Source organism: Actinoplanes sp. NPDC048988, assembly GCF_043197815.1.
Lineage (GTDB): Bacteria > Actinomycetota > Actinomycetes > Mycobacteriales > Micromonosporaceae > Actinoplanes.
On sequence record NZ_JBICTW010000001.1, the window covers coordinates 941,101 to 957,172 of the forward strand.

At 70.1% G+C, this 16,072-nt stretch carries 16 protein-coding genes and 1 tRNA gene; 10 read left to right on the forward strand and 7 right to left on the reverse strand.

Translation table 11 applies throughout. The features are described from left to right. Positions 1-56: 56 nt before the first annotated feature. Positions 57-983 carry a carbohydrate-binding protein gene (locus ACGFJ7_RS04075; protein ID WP_360243004.1) on the forward strand — a complete coding sequence of 309 codons (927 nt, stop codon included), beginning with the start codon at positions 57-59 and terminating at the stop codon, positions 981-983. A gap of 1 nt (position 984) precedes the next feature. On the opposite strand, the gene ACGFJ7_RS04080 is transcribed toward ACGFJ7_RS04075, so the two are convergent. Both ACGFJ7_RS04080 and ACGFJ7_RS04085 read right to left on the reverse strand, forming a co-directional pair. Beyond that, positions 985-2,226, reverse strand: a complete 1,242-nt coding sequence (locus tag ACGFJ7_RS04080) for a chitosanase (RefSeq protein ID WP_360243007.1) — start codon at positions 2,224-2,226, stop codon at positions 985-987. A 53-nt stretch (positions 2,227-2,279) separates the two neighbouring features. After that, entirely contained in the window at positions 2,280-2,534 is a 255-nt protein-coding gene (locus ACGFJ7_RS04085; protein ID WP_392640771.1) for a hypothetical protein, read from the reverse strand. Between the two features lie 96 nt (positions 2,535-2,630). On the opposite strand from ACGFJ7_RS04085, the gene malQ reads away from it, so the two are divergent. From malQ to ACGFJ7_RS04100, 3 genes are read left to right on the forward strand one after another with little or no spacing between them, the layout of a single operon-like run. Continuing rightward, complete coding sequence (malQ, locus tag ACGFJ7_RS04090; RefSeq protein ID WP_360243013.1) at positions 2,631-4,565, forward strand: 4-alpha-glucanotransferase; 1,935 nt, start codon at positions 2,631-2,633, stop codon at positions 4,563-4,565. After that, positions 4,562-4,741: an antitoxin gene (locus ACGFJ7_RS04095; RefSeq protein WP_360243016.1), complete on the forward strand. Its 180-nt coding sequence runs from the start codon at positions 4,562-4,564 to the stop codon at positions 4,739-4,741. Before malQ ends, ACGFJ7_RS04095 begins: the two co-directional genes overlap by 4 nt. Before the next feature lie 60 nt (positions 4,742-4,801). After that, complete coding sequence (locus tag ACGFJ7_RS04100; protein ID WP_360243019.1) at positions 4,802-4,981, forward strand: antitoxin; 180 nt, start codon at positions 4,802-4,804, stop codon at positions 4,979-4,981. 5 nt (positions 4,982-4,986) lie between these two features. On the opposite strand, the gene ACGFJ7_RS04105 is transcribed toward ACGFJ7_RS04100, so the two are convergent. Further along, complete coding sequence (locus tag ACGFJ7_RS04105) at positions 4,987-5,367, reverse strand: hypothetical protein (RefSeq protein WP_360243022.1); 381 nt, start codon at positions 5,365-5,367, stop codon at positions 4,987-4,989. 134 nt (positions 5,368-5,501) lie between these two features. Here ACGFJ7_RS04105 and ACGFJ7_RS04110 point away from each other — a divergent pair, with 134 nt between their 5' ends. Continuing rightward, positions 5,502-6,353, forward strand: a complete 852-nt coding sequence (locus ACGFJ7_RS04110; RefSeq protein ID WP_392640775.1) for a spermidine synthase — start codon at positions 5,502-5,504, stop codon at positions 6,351-6,353. Positions 6,354-6,514: 161 nt separating this feature from the next. Then, positions 6,515-8,116: a hypothetical protein gene (locus ACGFJ7_RS04115; protein ID WP_392640778.1), complete on the forward strand. Its 1,602-nt coding sequence runs from the start codon at positions 6,515-6,517 to the stop codon at positions 8,114-8,116. 554 nt (positions 8,117-8,670) lie between these two features. Here the strand turns inward: ACGFJ7_RS04115 and ACGFJ7_RS04120 are convergent. Together ACGFJ7_RS04120 and ACGFJ7_RS04125 are read right to left on the reverse strand one after the other, a co-directional pair. Then, complete coding sequence (locus tag ACGFJ7_RS04120) at positions 8,671-9,900, reverse strand: TerC family protein (RefSeq protein ID WP_360243031.1); 1,230 nt, start codon at positions 9,898-9,900, stop codon at positions 8,671-8,673. Positions 9,901-9,909: 9 nt separating this feature from the next. Continuing rightward, positions 9,910-10,662 carry a pentapeptide repeat-containing protein gene (locus tag ACGFJ7_RS04125; RefSeq protein ID WP_360243034.1) on the reverse strand — a complete coding sequence of 251 codons (753 nt, stop codon included), beginning with the start codon at positions 10,660-10,662 and terminating at the stop codon, positions 9,910-9,912. A 195-nt stretch (positions 10,663-10,857) separates the two neighbouring features. Between ACGFJ7_RS04125 and ACGFJ7_RS04130 the strand changes: the two genes are divergently transcribed. The 3 genes from ACGFJ7_RS04130 (at position 10,858) to ACGFJ7_RS04140 (ending at position 14,107) form a co-directional block, all read left to right on the forward strand. Beyond that, entirely contained in the window at positions 10,858-11,346 is a 489-nt protein-coding gene (locus ACGFJ7_RS04130) for a hypothetical protein (RefSeq protein WP_392640781.1), read from the forward strand. A 90-nt stretch (positions 11,347-11,436) separates the two neighbouring features. After that, positions 11,437-12,999: a DUF5305 family protein gene (locus ACGFJ7_RS04135; protein ID WP_392640784.1), complete on the forward strand. Its 1,563-nt coding sequence runs from the start codon at positions 11,437-11,439 to the stop codon at positions 12,997-12,999. An 85-nt stretch (positions 13,000-13,084) separates the two neighbouring features. Then, entirely contained in the window at positions 13,085-14,107 is a 1,023-nt protein-coding gene (locus tag ACGFJ7_RS04140; RefSeq protein WP_360243043.1) for a lamin tail domain-containing protein, read from the forward strand. A 1-nt stretch (position 14,108) separates the two neighbouring features. Here the strand turns inward: ACGFJ7_RS04140 and ACGFJ7_RS04145 are convergent, their stop codons facing one another. Further along, positions 14,109-14,666: a TetR/AcrR family transcriptional regulator gene (locus ACGFJ7_RS04145; protein WP_392640787.1), complete on the reverse strand. Its 558-nt coding sequence runs from the start codon at positions 14,664-14,666 to the stop codon at positions 14,109-14,111. A gap of 124 nt (positions 14,667-14,790) precedes the next feature. Between ACGFJ7_RS04145 and ACGFJ7_RS04150 the strand changes: the two genes are divergently transcribed. Continuing rightward, complete coding sequence (locus ACGFJ7_RS04150) at positions 14,791-15,492, forward strand: SDR family oxidoreductase (protein WP_360243049.1); 702 nt, start codon at positions 14,791-14,793, stop codon at positions 15,490-15,492. A 498-nt stretch (positions 15,493-15,990) separates the two neighbouring features. On the opposite strand, the gene ACGFJ7_RS04155 is transcribed toward ACGFJ7_RS04150, so the two are convergent. Then, positions 15,991-16,064 (reverse strand) — tRNA-Met (locus ACGFJ7_RS04155). Positions 16,065-16,072 lie beyond the last annotated feature (8 nt).

Below are 16,072 nucleotides of genomic sequence, written 5' to 3' on the forward strand. Positions count from 1 at the left end.
GCGCGAATGCTCCTCACGTTTGACAGTCGTGCCTGCTGTTACTTCAGGGGGAAGCTGTGGGCGAGGCACGTCACCGGACCGTCACGTCGAGATGGCCCATCCGCCCGCGCGCGGTGGCGGCTCTGGCCGTGGCGGTCGTGGGGCTCGCGGCCGCGATCTATCTGCCCGGCCGCAACGACGTCGCGGACGCCTCCGAGCGCCGGTCGAGCTTCGCCGACGACTTCGGCGGCGAACGTCTCGACGCCGCCAAGTGGCTGATCGACGGCGACCCGTGGGAGAACGGCCGTCAGCGCGACGGTGAGCTCGTCGTCGACCGTCTGATCAGCACCCGTAAGGCCTTCGCGCAGCCGTTCGGGCACGCCGAGGCGCGCATCAAGGTCGACCGGGAGGCAGGGCCCTGGCGGGCCTTCGGGGTGGTCGACAAGTACGGCCGGGTGCTGCGCGGCTCGATCGACGTGCTCGACAAGGACGCCGATCCCACGTCGGGCGACGACTTCCACACGTACGTCATCGACTGGTCCCCGACCGCCATCGTGTGGTCGGTCGACGGACGGCCGGCCCTGCGGCTCGTGCCGGACGAGCCCGGCCTGCCGATCGCGCTGGTGCTCAACCTGGCCACCGACGGCCGCCGCCCCGGCCGCATGGCCGTCGACTTCGTGAAGGTCACGGCGAGCGCGAAGCCCCTTCCCACGCCGTCCGTGCCCAGCTCGTCGCCGACGAGCGCGGCTCCGACCAGCCCGGCTCCCACCAGCCCGGCTCCCACCAGCCCGGCTCCCACCAGCGCGGCCCCCACCAGCCCGGCTCCCACCAGCCCGGCCCCCACCAGCAGCGCACCTTCCGCCCCTGCTTGGAAGTCCTTCACCGACTACGTCGCCGGCGACCTGGTGACCTACAAGGGAGTGACCTACCGGGTCAAGGAGGCGCACACGTCGCTGCCCGGGTGGGAGCCGACGGCGCTGCCCGCCCTCTTCGAGAAGGTCTGACTCAGCGGGCGATCCGGTACGCGTCGCCGTAGACGCTCCAGCTCAGCGGGGCCGTCAGATCGAGGTTGCTGCGGCCCAGGAGGCTGCGCTGGGCGGTGTCGACGCGGGTGGTGTCGCTGTGGGCCGCCTCGGAGCGCATCTCGGCGACCCGGGCGTTGAGGAAGGCATTCAGATAGGCCGGCTCGTCGCCGCCCTGGGCCGGGGTCCGGGCCGTACGCATCGCGGCCGCGCGGATGCCCTGAAGTCCCGACACGCCGTGCATCACGGCCGCGTCGAAGTACGCGAACTGCCCCAGCGCCCGCAGCCCGTCCAGCCGGGCCATGCGCACCGACGGGTTGAAGTACATCGAGTCGCGGGCGTCCTCCTGAACCTTCTGGAAGATCGGATCCCGGGCCGCCGTCCGCCAGGCCGCCGGGAAGCCCGGGTCGAGCCCCGCGTGCGAGTCGGAGCCGTCGACAGTGCGCAGCGCCGGGATGTACCGGGCGAGCACGTTGCCCGGCTTGCGCTTGGTGTACTCGACCACCACCTGGAGCATGTCCGAGGTGCCCGAGCAGAAGCCCACGATGCCGGCCGTGTAACCGCGTCCGTCGTCGATGTCCTCGATGTAGCCGAACGAATTGCGCCAGCTCACCGTCGAGTTCTCCGCACTCGACACCAGCTGGAGCGCGGCCTCCTTCTTCCGCTTGTCCTCCAGGCCCGAGGCGAGCGACCCGGTCGGCGGGGCGGCGGCCGGCAGCACCTTCGACGCCGGGCCGTAGACGCGCACGTCACCCAGCGAGTAGCCGCCGGTCCTCGACGCCCGCTGCGTCGCCAGCACCCGCACGAAACGGCCGGTCCCGTTCAGCCGCTTCAGATCGTCGGTGCCGCCGTTGCCGGCCGTGGTGGCGTAGATCGAAGCCCAGTTGGCGCCGTCCACCGAGGTCTGCACGCGGTACGTCCGGGCGTACGACGACGACCAGCGCAGCGAGACCCGCTCGACGCGCTTGACCGAGCCGAGGTCGATCCGCAGCCACTGGCTGCCGGGACCGCTGGCGCTGGCCCACCGGGTGACCGCGCTCGTGTCCGTCGCCTGGGCCGCCGTGGCGCCCCGCTCCACCGACGAGGCGGTCGCCGGCCGGCCGCGGGAGATCAGCACGTTGCTGTCGGCACCGGCCGCCACGGAGATGACCAGGGGAACGCCGAGCACGACCGCCACCCCGGTACCGAGCGCCGCCGACCCGACCGATCCTGCTCGGATGCGCATTCTTCAACGCTAGGCCGGGAATCGTCATGATCCCCGGGGTTCGGCGAAAAGCCCTACTTCCGCTTGCGGTTGCGGGAGACCAGGACGATCACGAGCACGATCGCCGCCACCACGAACAGGCAGCACAGACCCCCGAAGATGCCGAAGAACCCGAAGCCACCGCGACGGCGCCGGGCCTTGGCCGCCTCGATCGCCACGTCGGCCACGCCGTTGCTCGCGGCCCACGCGTGCACCGGCACGACCAGCGTCAACACGGCACCGGTCACCACCGCGGCCAGTCGGGACCACCACTTCACCACTGGAGACATGCACCCCATCCTGACGGACACGGGCAAGGACGGCCACGCGAGTACCCCCCGATCCGGCAGGGTATGACCAGCGGGACCGAACTGAGAGGGGTACGGATGGACGCCGATCTGGCGGCACTGGCGACAGCTCACGGGGTGGCCACCTGGTACGAGGACTGGCACCGCGAGCGCAAGGATGTCTCCGCCGAATCCGTCGTCGGGGTGCTCGGCCTGCTCGGTGTGGACGCCACCACGCCGGCCGCGGTCAGCACCGAACTGGCCGCCGTACGCGAGCGCGAGCGACTCGGCCGCATGCCGGGCACCGTGGTCGTACGGCAGGGCAGCCGGCGCGACCTGCCCGGCCCGGCCACGATCGAGCTCGAGGACGGCACCACCCGCGAGGTGCGCGAGGTGCCCGCCGACCTGCCCCTGGGCTGGCACCGGCTCGAGGTCGGCGGCCAGCGGGTGACGCTCGTCGTGGTGCCCACCGAGCTGCCCGAGCCACCGCAGACCTGGGGCTGGATGCTTCAGCTGTACGCACTGCACTCGGCCCGCTCGTGGGGCATGGGTGACCTGGGTGACCTGCGGGAGTTCCTCGGCGTCTCCGGCTCGCCCGGGCTGGTGCTGCTGAATCCGCTGCACGCGATCACGCCGACCCTGCCGGTGCCGGCCTCGCCCTACTCGCCGTCCAGCCGGCGCTTCGTCAACCCGCTCTACCTGCGGATCGAGGACATCCCGGAGTACCAGGCGGCCGACCCGGCGCTGCGGGCGCGGATCGACGCGCTGCGCCCCGGCCCGACCGAGCTGATCGACTACAGCGCGGTCTGGAAGGCCAAGCGGGAGGCGCTGGAGCTGCTCTGGCCGCTGGCCGAGAAGTCGGACGTGGACTCCGACGAGGGCCTGGTGGACTTCGCCCGGTTCTGCGCGCTGGCCGAGATCCACGGCCCGAACTGGCCGGAATGGCCGCCCGAGTTCCGCCGGCCCGACACGCCCGAGGTGAAAGCCTTCACGAGCGAGCGCATCGCCTTCCATGCCTGGCTCCAGCGGCTTCTGCTGGCCCAGCTCGAGGCCGCCAACGACGAGGCCCGGCGCCGGGGCATGCCGGCCGGCGTCGTGCACGACCTGGCCGTCGGCATCGACCCGAACGGGGCCGACGGCTGGCTGCTGCAGGACGTGCTCGCGGCCGGTGTCCACGCGGGGGCGCCGCCGGACGCGTTCAACCAGCTCGGCCAGGACTGGGGCCTGGCCGCCTGGCGGCCCGACCGGCTCATCGAGACCGGCTACGCGGCCTACCGGGACATGCTGCGGCGGATCTTCCGGTACGCCGGCGGGCTCCGCGTCGACCACGTGGCCGGACTGTGGCGGCTGTGGTGGGTGCCGCCGGGCATGGGCGCCGACGGCGGGACGTACGTGCACTACGACCCCGACGCGATGCTCGGCATCCTGGCCCTGGAGGCGCACCGGGCCGGCGCCGTCGTGATCGGTGAGGACCTGGGAACCGTACTGCCCGAGGTCACCGAGGGGCTGGAGCGGATGAACATGCTCGGCTCGGCCGTGCTGTGGTTCACCCGCGACGACGACGATCCGGACGGCGGCTACCTGCCGGCCGAGAAGTATCCGCGCAACGCGCTGGCCTCGATCTCGACCCACGACCTGCCCACCGCCGCCGGCTTCCTCGCCGGTGAGCAGGTGAAGGTGCGGGCCGAGCTCGGCCAGCTCGCCGGGCCGGTGGAGCAGGAACGGAAGAACGCGGCCAAGGACCGGGCCCAGCTGCTCGACGCGCTCCGCGCCGAGGGCCTGATCACCGCGGCCAGCACGGACGCCGAGATCATCGTGGCCATGCACGAGTTCCTCGCCCGTACGCCGTGCCGCTTCGTGACCGCCTCGCTCTACGACGTGCTGGGCGAGCTCGACCAGCCCAACCTGCCCGGCACCATGGACGAGTACCCGAACTGGCGGATGCCGCTCAGGACGGGACTGGAGAAGATAGCCGAGGACCCGCGCGTACAGGCGATCGCGAAGGTTCTCGGAGAGAGAAAGGCGAGCCGATGAGCTTCATGGACAAGGCCAAGGACTTCCTGGACAAGCACGACAAGCAGGTCGACCAGGCCCTCGAGAAGATCGGCGACGAGGTCGACAAGCGCACCGGGCACAAGTACTCGTCGCAGATCGACAAGGGCGTCGACGAGGCGCAGAAGCGCACCGGCGACGGCGACACCCGCCGCTGACGTTTCCCTCCTTCTTGCTCGGGAAGCAATAGAAGGTCCCCGAGCAAGAAGGAGCAAGCGATGAGCTTCATGGATAAGGCCAAGGACTTCGCCGACGACCACGACAAGCAGGTCGACCAGGGCCTCGAGAAGGCCGGCGACCAGGTCGACAGCCGCACCGGGAACAAGTACTCGTCCCAGGTGGACAAGGGCGTCGACGAGGCGCAGAAGCGCACCGGCGACGGGGACACCAACGGCTGAGCGGCTCAGACCGCCAGCGGCGGAGGCGGCGGATCGTCGTCGACCGCGTGCAGCATGGGGTGCAGCGGGACGAAATTGTCCCGCTGCCGGCACAGCAGCGGCGGCAGCAGCGACGAACGGTGGTCGGGGTGTTCGGCGCAGTGCCGCATCGCCCGGGTCATCGCGTCGCTGTGGTGCCGGCCGCCGCCGTACTCACCGCAATTGGCGCAGTCCCAGCGCCAGAACGCCGGGCCCTCGTCCGAGAGGTAACGCCGGATCTTGAGCGGCGGTCCCGCTTCTTCCTGAGCCGCGGCCAGGATCGCGGGCATGGCGCCGGCCGGTGGTGGGCCCGTGGGGCGGCGCGCATCCCCGCCGATGATCTGCGCCAGCACATTGCTCGTGGACACGGCTCACCTCCGTACAGAAATAAAGAGAGACGACGCCGAGAAGTCTGGCCAGAAAAACGTGGTTTGGGGCCGGAACTCCGAAATGGTCACCGACGCGGTGACGGCCCGAACGGCCGAACCGGGATACTTGCGGCGTGGCACAGCGCAAAAGGTCGGAGCGGATCGTCGAGACGGTCGCCTCCGGCGTGGCCGAGGTGACGCCGGACCCCGACCGCGACACCGCCTACACGCTGGTGCTCGACGGCGCGCCCCAGTCCCACGTCGACCTGGCCGACCCCACCCACCTGGAGTTCGAGTACATCCGGCGGATGGCGGCGGCGATCGACCTGATCGCGCCGTCCGGGCAGCCGCTGCGGTCGCTGCACCTCGGCGGCGGCGCGCTGACGCTTCCCCGCTACGTCGCGGCGACCCGGCCCGGCTCGGCCCAGCGGGTGGTCGAGATCGACGGGCCGCTGGTCGAGCTCGTACGCCGGGTCCTGCCCCTGCCGGCCAAGGCCAACATCCGGGTCCGCGTGGCCGACGCGCGGGCGGCCCTGGAAGGCATGCGCGACAACGGGTACGACCTGATCGTGCTGGACGTCTTCGCCGGCGCCCGCACCCCCGCCCACCTGGCCTCGGTCGAATTCATGAACGAGATCGCCCGGGTCCTCGACCCGGCCGGATGGCTGATCGCCAACATCGCCGACGGGCCGCCGCTGCGCCACGCCAAGGTCCAGGTCGCCACCATCCGGGCCGCGCTGCCCGAGGCGTGCCTGGTCGCCGACGCGGCCGTGCTGCGCGGGCGCCGGTTCGGCAACCTGGTGGTCCTGGCCGGCCGGACCCCGCCGCCGGTCTCCGAGCTCTCGCGCCGGGCCGCCGGCGACTGGTTCCCGGGCCGGGTCGAAACCGACCTCGACCGGTTCACCGGTGGCGCGGCACCTGTGACCGACAGTGTCGCCGTATCGTCACCGCTTCCCCCAGCCGGCCTCTTCGGTAACCGTAAGTAACCAGTTTCGGTCCAAAGGGTTGAAGCTCTTCCAGCCTGTCGTGTAGTCGTCAGGAAATCCGGTGTGATTCGCGCTTGCCCACTTGTTTGGCTACCGGCACCCCGCTGTAATCGGTTACGGCCGCGTGTGGGGGCGCGGCACTACTGGGGGGATAGCCGCGCATGCCGGACAAGTACTTCGCGTCCGCAGATACAGGGCAGGCGACCGCGCCGACGAGCGCGGCACCCGCCGGATCGTCACTGCGTGACTCAATACAGAGCGCGACGGAGCGGGTGCTCTGGAGCGGACAGTGCGCCGTCGCCGAGTACGCGTTCGACGAGCCGGCCTCGATGCCGCGCTGGACGCTGCCCGAGGGGACCGAGGTCGTGGTCACCGAGGAGCGGGTGCTCTACCGCGACCCGGTCACGCTCAGCACCGGCGAGCTGCGCTGGCCCTGGCCGCAGCACCTGCGCGTGCAGCCCGGCAACCGCGACGCCGGCCGCTCCGGCACGGTCACCCAGATCCAGCTCGTCTGCGCCGGCCCGAACAACTCGTTCCCGGCCCTGGTCTTCGCCGGCGGCGACCTGGCCGGCGTCGGCGACGCCGACCGCCTGGCCAACACGCTGCGGCAGGCCATCGCCCGGTACCGGGTCGAGCACGCCACCGAGCTGGGCATCCCGGTGCTGCAGACCCGCATGCTGTCCCGCCTGGTCATCGGCCCCGAATTCAACAACTTCCAGGGCGGCGACGGCCAGACGGTGACCCTGATCGGCGCGGTGTCGGTCCAGCGCCTGGCGGCCGAGCCGCAAAACCCCTGGGTCGCCTCGGCCTACGCACCACCCGCCTCGGACGCCTACGCGAAGCCGGCCCACGCGGCTCCTTCGGCCCCCGCGCAGTCCGCGGCCCCGGCTCACGATCCTGGCCAGGCCTTCTCCGGCTACTCCGCCTCCGGCAACAGCGCCCCTGGTCAGGCCGCCCCCGGCCACGCCGCGCACTCTGGCTACTCCCCCGCTCCTTACTCGGCGCCTCCGGTCGTTTCCGGCCCGCCCGCGGCGGCCGGCTACTCCTCCGGCGGCTTCTCCGCGGCGGCCGCTGGATCCGCGCCGGTGATCCGCTCGGCGACGCCCGCCTCGCCGGTGGTCCCCGCCCCGGCGCCCGCCCCGCCCGTCGTTCCCGCTCCGGCCCCCGCTCCCCCGCCGGTGCCCACGTCGGCCGCACCCTTCTCTGCCGGCTCTGCCACGCCTACCTCGGCGGCGCCCGGAGCTCCGTTCTCGGCCGCGCCCACCTCTGCCTCGCCCACCCCTGCCTCGCCCACCCCTGCCTCGCCCACCTCTGCCTCGCCCACCTCTGCCTCGCCCACGTCGCAGGCCGGCGGCCGGGAACACGGTTCCTCCGAGGTCTGGCACGTCCAGCCCGCCGACGACACCGCCCTGCACGGCCGCGACGACCTCGACTCGCGCGCCGCCAGCCTGGCCGCGCGCGTGGCCGACCTGGTCTCCGGCGGCGGCACCCGCCCGAACGGCGAAACCAACCTCTCCGCGTTCCTCGAGCGGCCGGTGCCCCGCTCGCCCGAGCCTCCTCCGTACGGCGCCGCCGCATCACCGACCTCCGGCGCGGGCTGGGACACCCCGGTCTCGGGCGCCGGCTGGGACGGCGCCGAGCGGGCCGAGTCAGTACGCCGCACCGCCGCCCGCTTCGCCGGGAACGCCGCACGCACCCGCGGCTCCATCGCACGCCAGGACACGGGCGACATCCCCAGCCCGGGCAACCACCGCCAGGGCTGACCCCGACCCAAACACCGCCAGAGCAGACCCCGCTCAGGCTGTAGCACTCACGAGGGCAACGGCGCTGCAAAGACAGGAGCGCCAGGAAGGCCAGGCGCTCGCCGAGGCCAGACGCTCGCCAAGGCCAGGCGCCACGAAGGCGAGGCGTCACGAAGGCGAGGCGTCACGAACGCCAGGCCCTCGCCAAGACCAGGCGCCACGAAGGCGAGGCGCCACGAAGGCCAGGCCCTCGCCAAGACCAGGCGCCACGAAGGCGAGGCGCCACGAAGGCCAGGCCCTCGCAAAGGCCAGGTGCCACGACGGTCAGGCGCTCGCCAAGGCCGAGACGCCGCCACGCCCATGGTGCACGCCGAGGCCAAGCCACCGCGAGGCCCCACCGCGAAGACCAGGGGCGCGGCGCAATCAAGGCGGCGCGAAGAATAGGTGCAGCGAAGCAGCGGCGCGGGCCAACGCGCCGGAAGGCGGCGGCGCACGCCAACGGCAAAGCGCCGCCGGCGCCCGGGCGCTGTGAAGGCCGCGGTGCCTTGGACGTCAAGGCGCGGGGAGGTGGTGGGTCAGGCCCGGCGGGCTGCGGCTGACTCGGGGACGAAGCATGTGCCGGCTGCTACCCGCTGGTCGTGGAGCTCGTGTGCTCGGTGCAGCAGGGCCATGAGCTCGTCCTCGGAGCGGATCTGGGCTCGGTATTTCTCCGGCAGGCTCTTGAGGCGGGCCTCCTCCACCAGGAGCTTGTGGAAGATCTCGTCGCAGTAGGCGGGGTCCGTCTCGATGTCGAGGAACTCGGTGGCGTGCCGGCGCGCCGCGGCCACGTACGTCTGGGTCCGGCCCTTCGGGCTCAGCAGTGACGCCACCACGGTGATCAGCAGGATCGAGACGATCAGGGCCAGGGAGAGCGCGGTGGAAATCTCGATCACGTGGATCGACTCGCCGTCGTTGATGAACGGCACGTTGTTCTCGTGCATGGCGTGCAGGATCAGCTTCACGCCGATCAGGGCCAGGATCGCCGCCAGCCCGTACGACAGGTAGACCAGCCGGTCCAGCAGCCCGTCGATGAGGAAGTACAGCTGGCGCAGGCCGAGCAGGGAGAACGCCGTCGCCGTGAAGACCAGGTACACGTTCTGGGTGAGGCCGAAGATGGCCGGGATCGAGTCGAGCGCGAACAGGATGTCGGTTCCGCCGATCGCCACCATGACCAGCACCATCGGGGTCAGCACCCGCTTGCCGTCCTGGTAGGTGAACAGCTTGTCCCCGTCGTACTCGTCGGACGTGCGCAGCACCCGCCGGGCGATCCGGATCACGAAGTTGTCGGGCTTCTCCTCCTGGTCGCCGTGCTGTTCGCGGAGCAGGTTGCCCGAGGTGATCAGCAGGATCAGCCCGAACAGGTAGAACACCCAGGCGAACGAGTTGATCAGCGCCGAGCCCAGGAAGATGAAGCCGGTCCGCGCTATCAGTGACACCACGATGCCGACGAGCAGCACTTTCTGCTGGTCGGCGCGGGGCACCTTGAAGCTGCCGAGCAACAGGAGGAAGACGAACAGGTTGTCGACGGACAGCGCTTCCTCGGTCACGTAGCCGGCGAAGTACTCCGCGCCCATCTGGCTGCCGCCGAAGATCCACACGCCGAGCCCGAACAGGATCGCGATCGACACGTAGATCGACGTCCACCGGGCGGCCTCGCCGAGCGTCGGCACATGCGCCTTGCGTACGTGGAAGAAGAAATCGAAGAGCAGCAACCCGACGATGCCGAGCACGGTCGCCACCCACACCACACCCGACACATCCTGCATGCGCTCATCCTAAGGCGGTGAGGTGACCGCGGCGCGACGTTGGGAGGCGGTGAGGAAGAGCACGCCGGTCAGATCGGCGCCGCGGAGATCCGTACCCCGGAGATCGGCCCCGGTGAAATCGGCCCGCCGCAGATCGGCTTCCCGCAGATCGGCGCCGATCAGCAGCGCACCCCGGAAGCTCGCCCCGCGCAGGTCGGCCTTGCGCATCCGGCGGCCGATCAGGTCGGCGCCGCTGTGGTCGGGCCGGTTGCGCCCGCGAGCCAGCTCACTCGCCTTGCGCAGCAGCGGGTTGACCTTGCGCCGATGCGCGTCCAGGTCGAGCCCGGCCAGCTCGTCCGGCGTGCCGCCGGCCAGGCGATCGGTCTCGGCGAGAGCGCTTTCGAGCTTGGGATGTACGCGGTGGGCCTCGCCCAGCTTCAGCGCCTCGGCCAGGTACCACATGATCTCGTGCAGCTGTCGCACCACGGGCAGGGCGGCGAACATGGGCCCGGACAACTCCGGGGCGTCCCGCCACGTACGCCCGCCGAAGGTCTCCTGGGTGATCCGCTGCCCGGCCCCGAAGCAGTCGAAGACCACACACCCGTGGAAGCCACTGGGCTCCAGCCGCTCATGAATCCGGCACCGGAAGTCGTCGGCCAGGTTGAGACAGGCTTGGCCGGCCGCCTTGGTGACGGCGAAGTCCGACGATTTGACGAACGCGGGTGCGACGCAGCACAGCCCCGCACAGCGGGCGCAGTCGGCGTGAAGTTCTCGATCAGTCATACGGCCTCAACTGTCTCAGACAGTCCCGCCCGGCCGTTTCCCGGAGTCACCGGCACCCGAGATGCAACCCCCTCGTCTTCATGTGTCCCCACCCCGTGGCCGAAACAACTTGTGTCCGCAGCTGACAACGAAAACCCCGGACCGAAACCGGGCCAAACGGATAACCGAAACCAGGGGAGATACAGAATGCGCAGCATGCTTCAGATCGTGGGCGGCGTCGCCGCGGCCGGTGTCATCGCGACCGGCGCAACCGCTCTGACCGGCCATGGTGTGGCTTTCGGCGGCAGCGCCACGCCCGACCAGTTCGTCGGCGGTACCATCCAGCAGACCGTCTCCGGCGGCGCGACCGTCACGAATGTCGTGTACGGCCGGGACCTCTCCGGCACGAAGATCACCTCGATCGCGGTCACCATCAGCGGCGCGGACACCCGGTACCTGACGCTCACCCCGACCGGCACGGGCTTCAGCACCCTCTCCGATGGCACCTCCGGCGACGTCGCCGACCAGTGGAAGTGCACGGGCAACATCAGCGGGACTACGGTCTACCACGCTACGGCGCCCAAGGTCCTGCTCACCGCCAGCCCGGCCACGGTCACCTGCGTGCCGGAGCTCACCGCCGGCCACGTGACGCAGGGCTGGTACAAGGGGCTCGCCTCCCTGGACATGGCCGTCAGCGTCAGCTAATCCGCCTCGATCGGCGGCTCGGAGTGCGAGGCTGACCCATAGCCTCGCCCTCCGGAGGGACCGATCCAGAAGTCTCTGCGCACCTACTTCGTGGCCGCCATCCTCGGGATGGCGGCCATCGGTGCTTGGGCGCTGCTGACCGAGCGGATCGCCTACGTGGTGACCTCGGGAATCAGCATGAACCCGGTCTACTACCAGGGCGACCTGGTCATCACCGCGAAGGCCGATTCGTACCAAGTGGGGCAGATCGCTGCCTATCATGGTGATATTCCCGGGCAGCGGGTCCTGCATCGCATCATCGGCGGGAACGGCTCCGCGGGATTCGTGCTGAAGGGGGACAACAACCAGTCGATCGACCCGAAGAACCCGACGACCGACGAGATGATCGGCCGCGCCGTCCTGCACATCCCGAAGGTCGGCACCTGGCTGAAGCCTTTTCTCAGTCCCACCGGGCTCGGGATGCTCAGCTTTCTGGTCATCAGCGGCGGAGCCGCCACCGCGGCGCGAAACCGGCGGGAGATCCCGCGAGGCCGCCGGAAGAAGAAGGTGAAGGCCATGTCGCGGCAGGGAGGTTCGCTGGAGACCGCTGCGGCGGTCCTCAAAACGGTGCAGCGCCTCCCACCGGCCCTTCGTTCGGCCGCCTACTTCGCGGCCGCCTTGACCGTGTTCGCGCTGGTGATCGGAATTCTCGGCTGGATGAAGCCGGTCGTCGAGACGCGGACCACCGCCGCTCCGCCCGGCCAGTCGATCACGTACTCGTACTCGGCCAAGGTGCCGAAATCGGCGGCCTACGACGGCACGACCGTCACCTCGCCCGAGCCCATCTTCCGCAAGCTGACCGACAACGTCGACCTCGTCGTGGAGTACAAGGGGCCGGCCGGCACCTTCGACCTCAGCGCCAATCTCACCAACGGCACCGGCTGGCACACCACGATCAACCTGGTCGACGAGGTGGCCTTCACCGGCACGACGTACAAGGCGACGGCCAAGTTCGACCTCAAGGCCCTGGTCGCCCGGGCCGACGCGGCCTCGGCCGCGATCGGAGCGGCGGGCAGCGGCGCGGTCGCCGTCGCCCTGACGGCACGAGTGGTGTCCGACGGCCTCGGCACCATGAGCGCGCCCCTGGTACTGGAGATCACGCCGATGCAGATGGTGCTCAATGGAAGCGCCAAACTCACCAGCAGCAACTCCGGAAGCGCGAGCACCACCGTCGTACCCCGGGAAATCGGCCTTCTCGGCCTCACGGCCGCCAAGGCGCGTTCGTACGCCATTCTCGTCCTTATCGCCGCGGCCGTGATCGTCGCCGTTGTGCTTCTGCTCGCGCTTCGGCGGATGCCGCTTCGGACCCGGGCTCAGATTGAGCGGCGCTATCCGCAGCTTCTCGTGCAGGTCGAGCCGATGGCCAGCCCGCCGGGCAAACCCGTCGTCAACGTCGACAACTTCCCGGCGCTGGTCAAACTGGCGGAGAAGTACGGGCAGATGATCCTGACGTGGCGGCGGGAGGATTCGGACGATTTCGTGGTACGAGACGAGGGGATCACCTATCGGTACCGGGTTCCGCTGGACGGCCCCGAGCTTGTGGATATCGAGCACCGAAATAGGCCCACAACGGCGGGAACCCACCGACGGAAAGCGTCCTCGCCGGTGTCCTGATGGTGGCCCGAAATGTCCGTGCGGGCCATCTGAGCAGCGGAAACATCTAACTACGCTGCTGTGAATGATCTCCAGGCTCGTGTCTATGGCTGTCGTTTCCGGGCTCGGCGCGGCGGTTGCCGTCGCCGTGCCGGCTCAGGCCGCCGGTGTTCCCACGCTGCGGGCCAGCGCCCCGGTCATCGTCGGCTACAACCCCGTGACACTGTCCGGCACCGCCGACGCCGGGGCTCAGGTGCGGCTCTACGAGACCGCTATCGGCTGGAACGACATGCAGCCGGCCCAGGACTGGACCAACGGCGGCACCGTCGTCGCCACCGCCGACGCCTCGGGTCATTATTCGTTCAGCCGGTACGTCGACTCGGGCTTCCTCTTCGAGGTTCACCAGGGCACCGCCGTCTCCAACCGCGTGACCGTCTACTCCCGGCTGCAGGTCGGCCTGAGCGGCGGGTCGACCGTCGCCGGCCGGGCCGATCTGACCGCGTGGAACGTGCCGGGCGAGGGCGGGTTGCCGTACCAGTTCCAGCTCAAGCAGGCCGACGGCACCTGGAAGACGGTGTTCTCCGGCAAGGGTTCGAGCGACGCCGACGGCGCCTTCCTCGACGCGCGGATCAGTGGCCTGACGCCCGGCAGCGTCCAGACTTTCCGGGCGTACGCCGGCGGCGACACCTCGCAGGGCGTGCAGGGCAACTACTCCAAGGAGCTGAAGGTCACCGTCAAGGCGACGGGGGCCGGCTCGGTCCAATTCACCAAGATCAGGTACGACTCGACGGGCGCCGACACGGGCACCAACGCCAGCCTGAACGCCGAGTGGGTCAAGCTCACCAACAAGACCGGAACCCGTGTCAACCTCAACGGCTGGACCCTCCGCGACGCCCAGAACATCGTCTACAGGTTCACCGGCACGGTCTATCTGAACGCCGGCGCGTCGGTCCTGGTGCAGACCGGCAAGGGTACGAACACGGCGGTCCGCCGATACTGGGGCCGTACCGGCAAAACGGGCTACGTCTGGAACAACGGCGGGGACACGGCTCAACTTCGTACCGCCGCGAATGTGACCGTCGACACCTGCAAGTGGTCGCGCGTCGGCACCGGCGAAACCACCTGCTGAGTCACCCCTCGACACCCGCGGCGTCGAGGAGCACGGTGGCCATCTCGACCGCGTCCGGCGCCTCGCCGTGCATCACGGCCCAGGCGCTGGCGCCGTCGAAGGTCATCGTGAGCTGCCGCGCCAGCCTTTCCGGGTGGGCGGCGCCGCCCTGCTCAGCCTCGGCCCGGAAGAACGCGGTCAGCTGGTCCTTGTAGCGCCGGGCCACCAGCCGTGCGGGATGCTCCGGCGCCTTGACCTCGACCGAGACCGCGACCATGGGGCAGCCCTGGAATCCGGGCGCGGCCGAGGTTTCCTCGAAGCGGCGGAACACGTGCAGGATCCGCTCGCGATGGCTGGACTCGTCGCCGGCGGCGGGCAGGAGGTACGCGGTGAAGGCCGGCCCGACGCGGTCGAGCCCGGCCGCCAGGATCTCGTCCTTGCTGCCGAAGAGCTGGTACATCGAGCGCTTGGAGACACCGGCGGCACGGCTCAGAGCCTCCACGCCCACGCCGACGCCCTCGCGATAGAAGAGGTCCGCCGCAGCGTCGAGCAGGCGGTCCCGCGTGGCTTCCCCGGTCATGCCGCCAGCATAGCTCGCACCAAAACCGATCGGTTTCCTTTGTCACACGGCACAGCCTTGCCGTACCGAAACCGATCGGTTTACCTTGGTGGAAACCGATCAGTTTTCTCCGAGAGGCCACGCCATGACCACCATCAAGGACTCTGTAGCACTCGTCACCGGCGGCAGCCGGGGCATCGGCAAGGCTTTGGTCGAGGAGTTGTACGCCCGGGGCGCGGCCAAGGTGTACGCCACGGCCCGCGACCCGCGCACGGTGACCAACCCCGACGCCGTACCGCTGGCCCTGGAAGTGACCGACGAGGCTTCCGTGGCCGCCGCGGCCGCCCAGGCCGGCGACATCACCATCCTGATCAACAACGCCGGCATCGCCTCCGGCGCCTCGTTCCTGGACTCCCCGCTCGACGAGGTCCGCCGCGACATGGAGGCCAACTTTTACGGCCCGCTGCTGCTGACCCGCGCCTTCGCCCCGATCATCGAGCGCAACGGCGGCGGCCACATCCTCAACGTGCACTCGGCCCTGTCCTGGTTCGCCGACGGCGGCCCGTACAGCGCCTCGAAGGCCGCCCTCTGGTCCCAGTCCAATTCCTTGCGCCTGCTGCTGCGCCCCCGCCACATCGCCGTGACCGGCCTCCACGTCGGCTACGTCGACACCGACATGACCACCAAGATCGACGCCCCCAAGACTTCCCCCCACGACGTAGCCGTGGCCGCCCTGAACGGCATCGAGTCCAACGCCCACGAGGTCCTGGCCGACGACGTAAGCCGCACCGTCAAATCCGCCCTCTCGGGAGACCTGACCCTCCTCTACAAGCAGCTAGCCGCCTGACCCCCTTCCATAAGCAGCCAGGTCCTACCCGCGGATCACATCCGTCGCGCCCGGCACGCACGCAGGCAGGCAGTCGCGCCCAGGCCGAGGGTGGCTCGGTAATTGACGCCCAGTCGCCGAGCCCGCGCCAGCGGAAGCCAGGTTCGAACGCAGGTGAGCGACCGCCGATCAAGCCTCGACGTTTCCGCCGCCGACCGGCCGACCGCTCTAGCAGCGGGATCAAGTAACAGGTGTCGGCCGCCCAACCCCGTACCAAAGCAAGCGACGGGTGTCAGCCGCCCAACCCCGCACCAAAGCAAGCGACGGGTGTCAGCGGCCCAACCCCGCACCAAAGCAAGCGACGGGTGTCAGCGGCCCAACCCCCGTACCAAAGCAAGCGACCACAACCACCCACCAAGCGCAACAGACCGCACCGTGGGGGTCTGGGGGCTCGGCCCCCAGGGGCAAATGCGAAAAATCCCCGTCCGCGCACTCCGCGGACAGGGATCTCCCAATTTGTAGCGGGGACAGGATTTGAACCTGCGACCTCTGGGTTATGAGCCCAGCGAGCTACCGAGCTGCTCCACCCCGCGTCGGCTTC

Bases quoted from the DNA above. Each gene is read 5' to 3' on its own strand.
- ACGFJ7_RS04080 (WP_360243007.1), bottom strand. From the start codon at position 2,226: ATGCGCATCCGAGCAGGATCGGTCGGGTCGGCGGCGCTCGGTACCGGG.
- ACGFJ7_RS04085 (WP_392640771.1), bottom strand. From the start codon at position 2,534: ATGTCTCCAGTGGTGAAGTGGTGGTCCCGACTGGCCGCGGTGGTGACC.
- malQ (WP_360243013.1), top strand. From the start codon at position 2,631: ATGGACGCCGATCTGGCGGCACTGGCGACAGCTCACGGGGTGGCCACC.
- ACGFJ7_RS04095 (WP_360243016.1), top strand. From the start codon at position 4,562: ATGAGCTTCATGGACAAGGCCAAGGACTTCCTGGACAAGCACGACAAG.
- ACGFJ7_RS04100 (WP_360243019.1), top strand. From the start codon at position 4,802: ATGAGCTTCATGGATAAGGCCAAGGACTTCGCCGACGACCACGACAAG.
- ACGFJ7_RS04115 (WP_392640778.1), top strand. From the start codon at position 6,515: ATGCCGGACAAGTACTTCGCGTCCGCAGATACAGGGCAGGCGACCGCG.
- ACGFJ7_RS04120 (WP_360243031.1), bottom strand. From the start codon at position 9,900: ATGCAGGATGTGTCGGGTGTGGTGTGGGTGGCGACCGTGCTCGGCATC.
- ACGFJ7_RS04125 (WP_360243034.1), bottom strand. From the start codon at position 10,662: ATGACTGATCGAGAACTTCACGCCGACTGCGCCCGCTGTGCGGGGCTG.
- ACGFJ7_RS04130 (WP_392640781.1), top strand. From the start codon at position 10,858: ATGCTTCAGATCGTGGGCGGCGTCGCCGCGGCCGGTGTCATCGCGACC.
- ACGFJ7_RS04140 (WP_360243043.1), top strand. From the start codon at position 13,085: ATGGCTGTCGTTTCCGGGCTCGGCGCGGCGGTTGCCGTCGCCGTGCCG.
- ACGFJ7_RS04145 (WP_392640787.1), bottom strand. From the start codon at position 14,666: ATGACCGGGGAAGCCACGCGGGACCGCCTGCTCGACGCTGCGGCGGAC.
- ACGFJ7_RS04150 (WP_360243049.1), top strand. From the start codon at position 14,791: ATGACCACCATCAAGGACTCTGTAGCACTCGTCACCGGCGGCAGCCGG.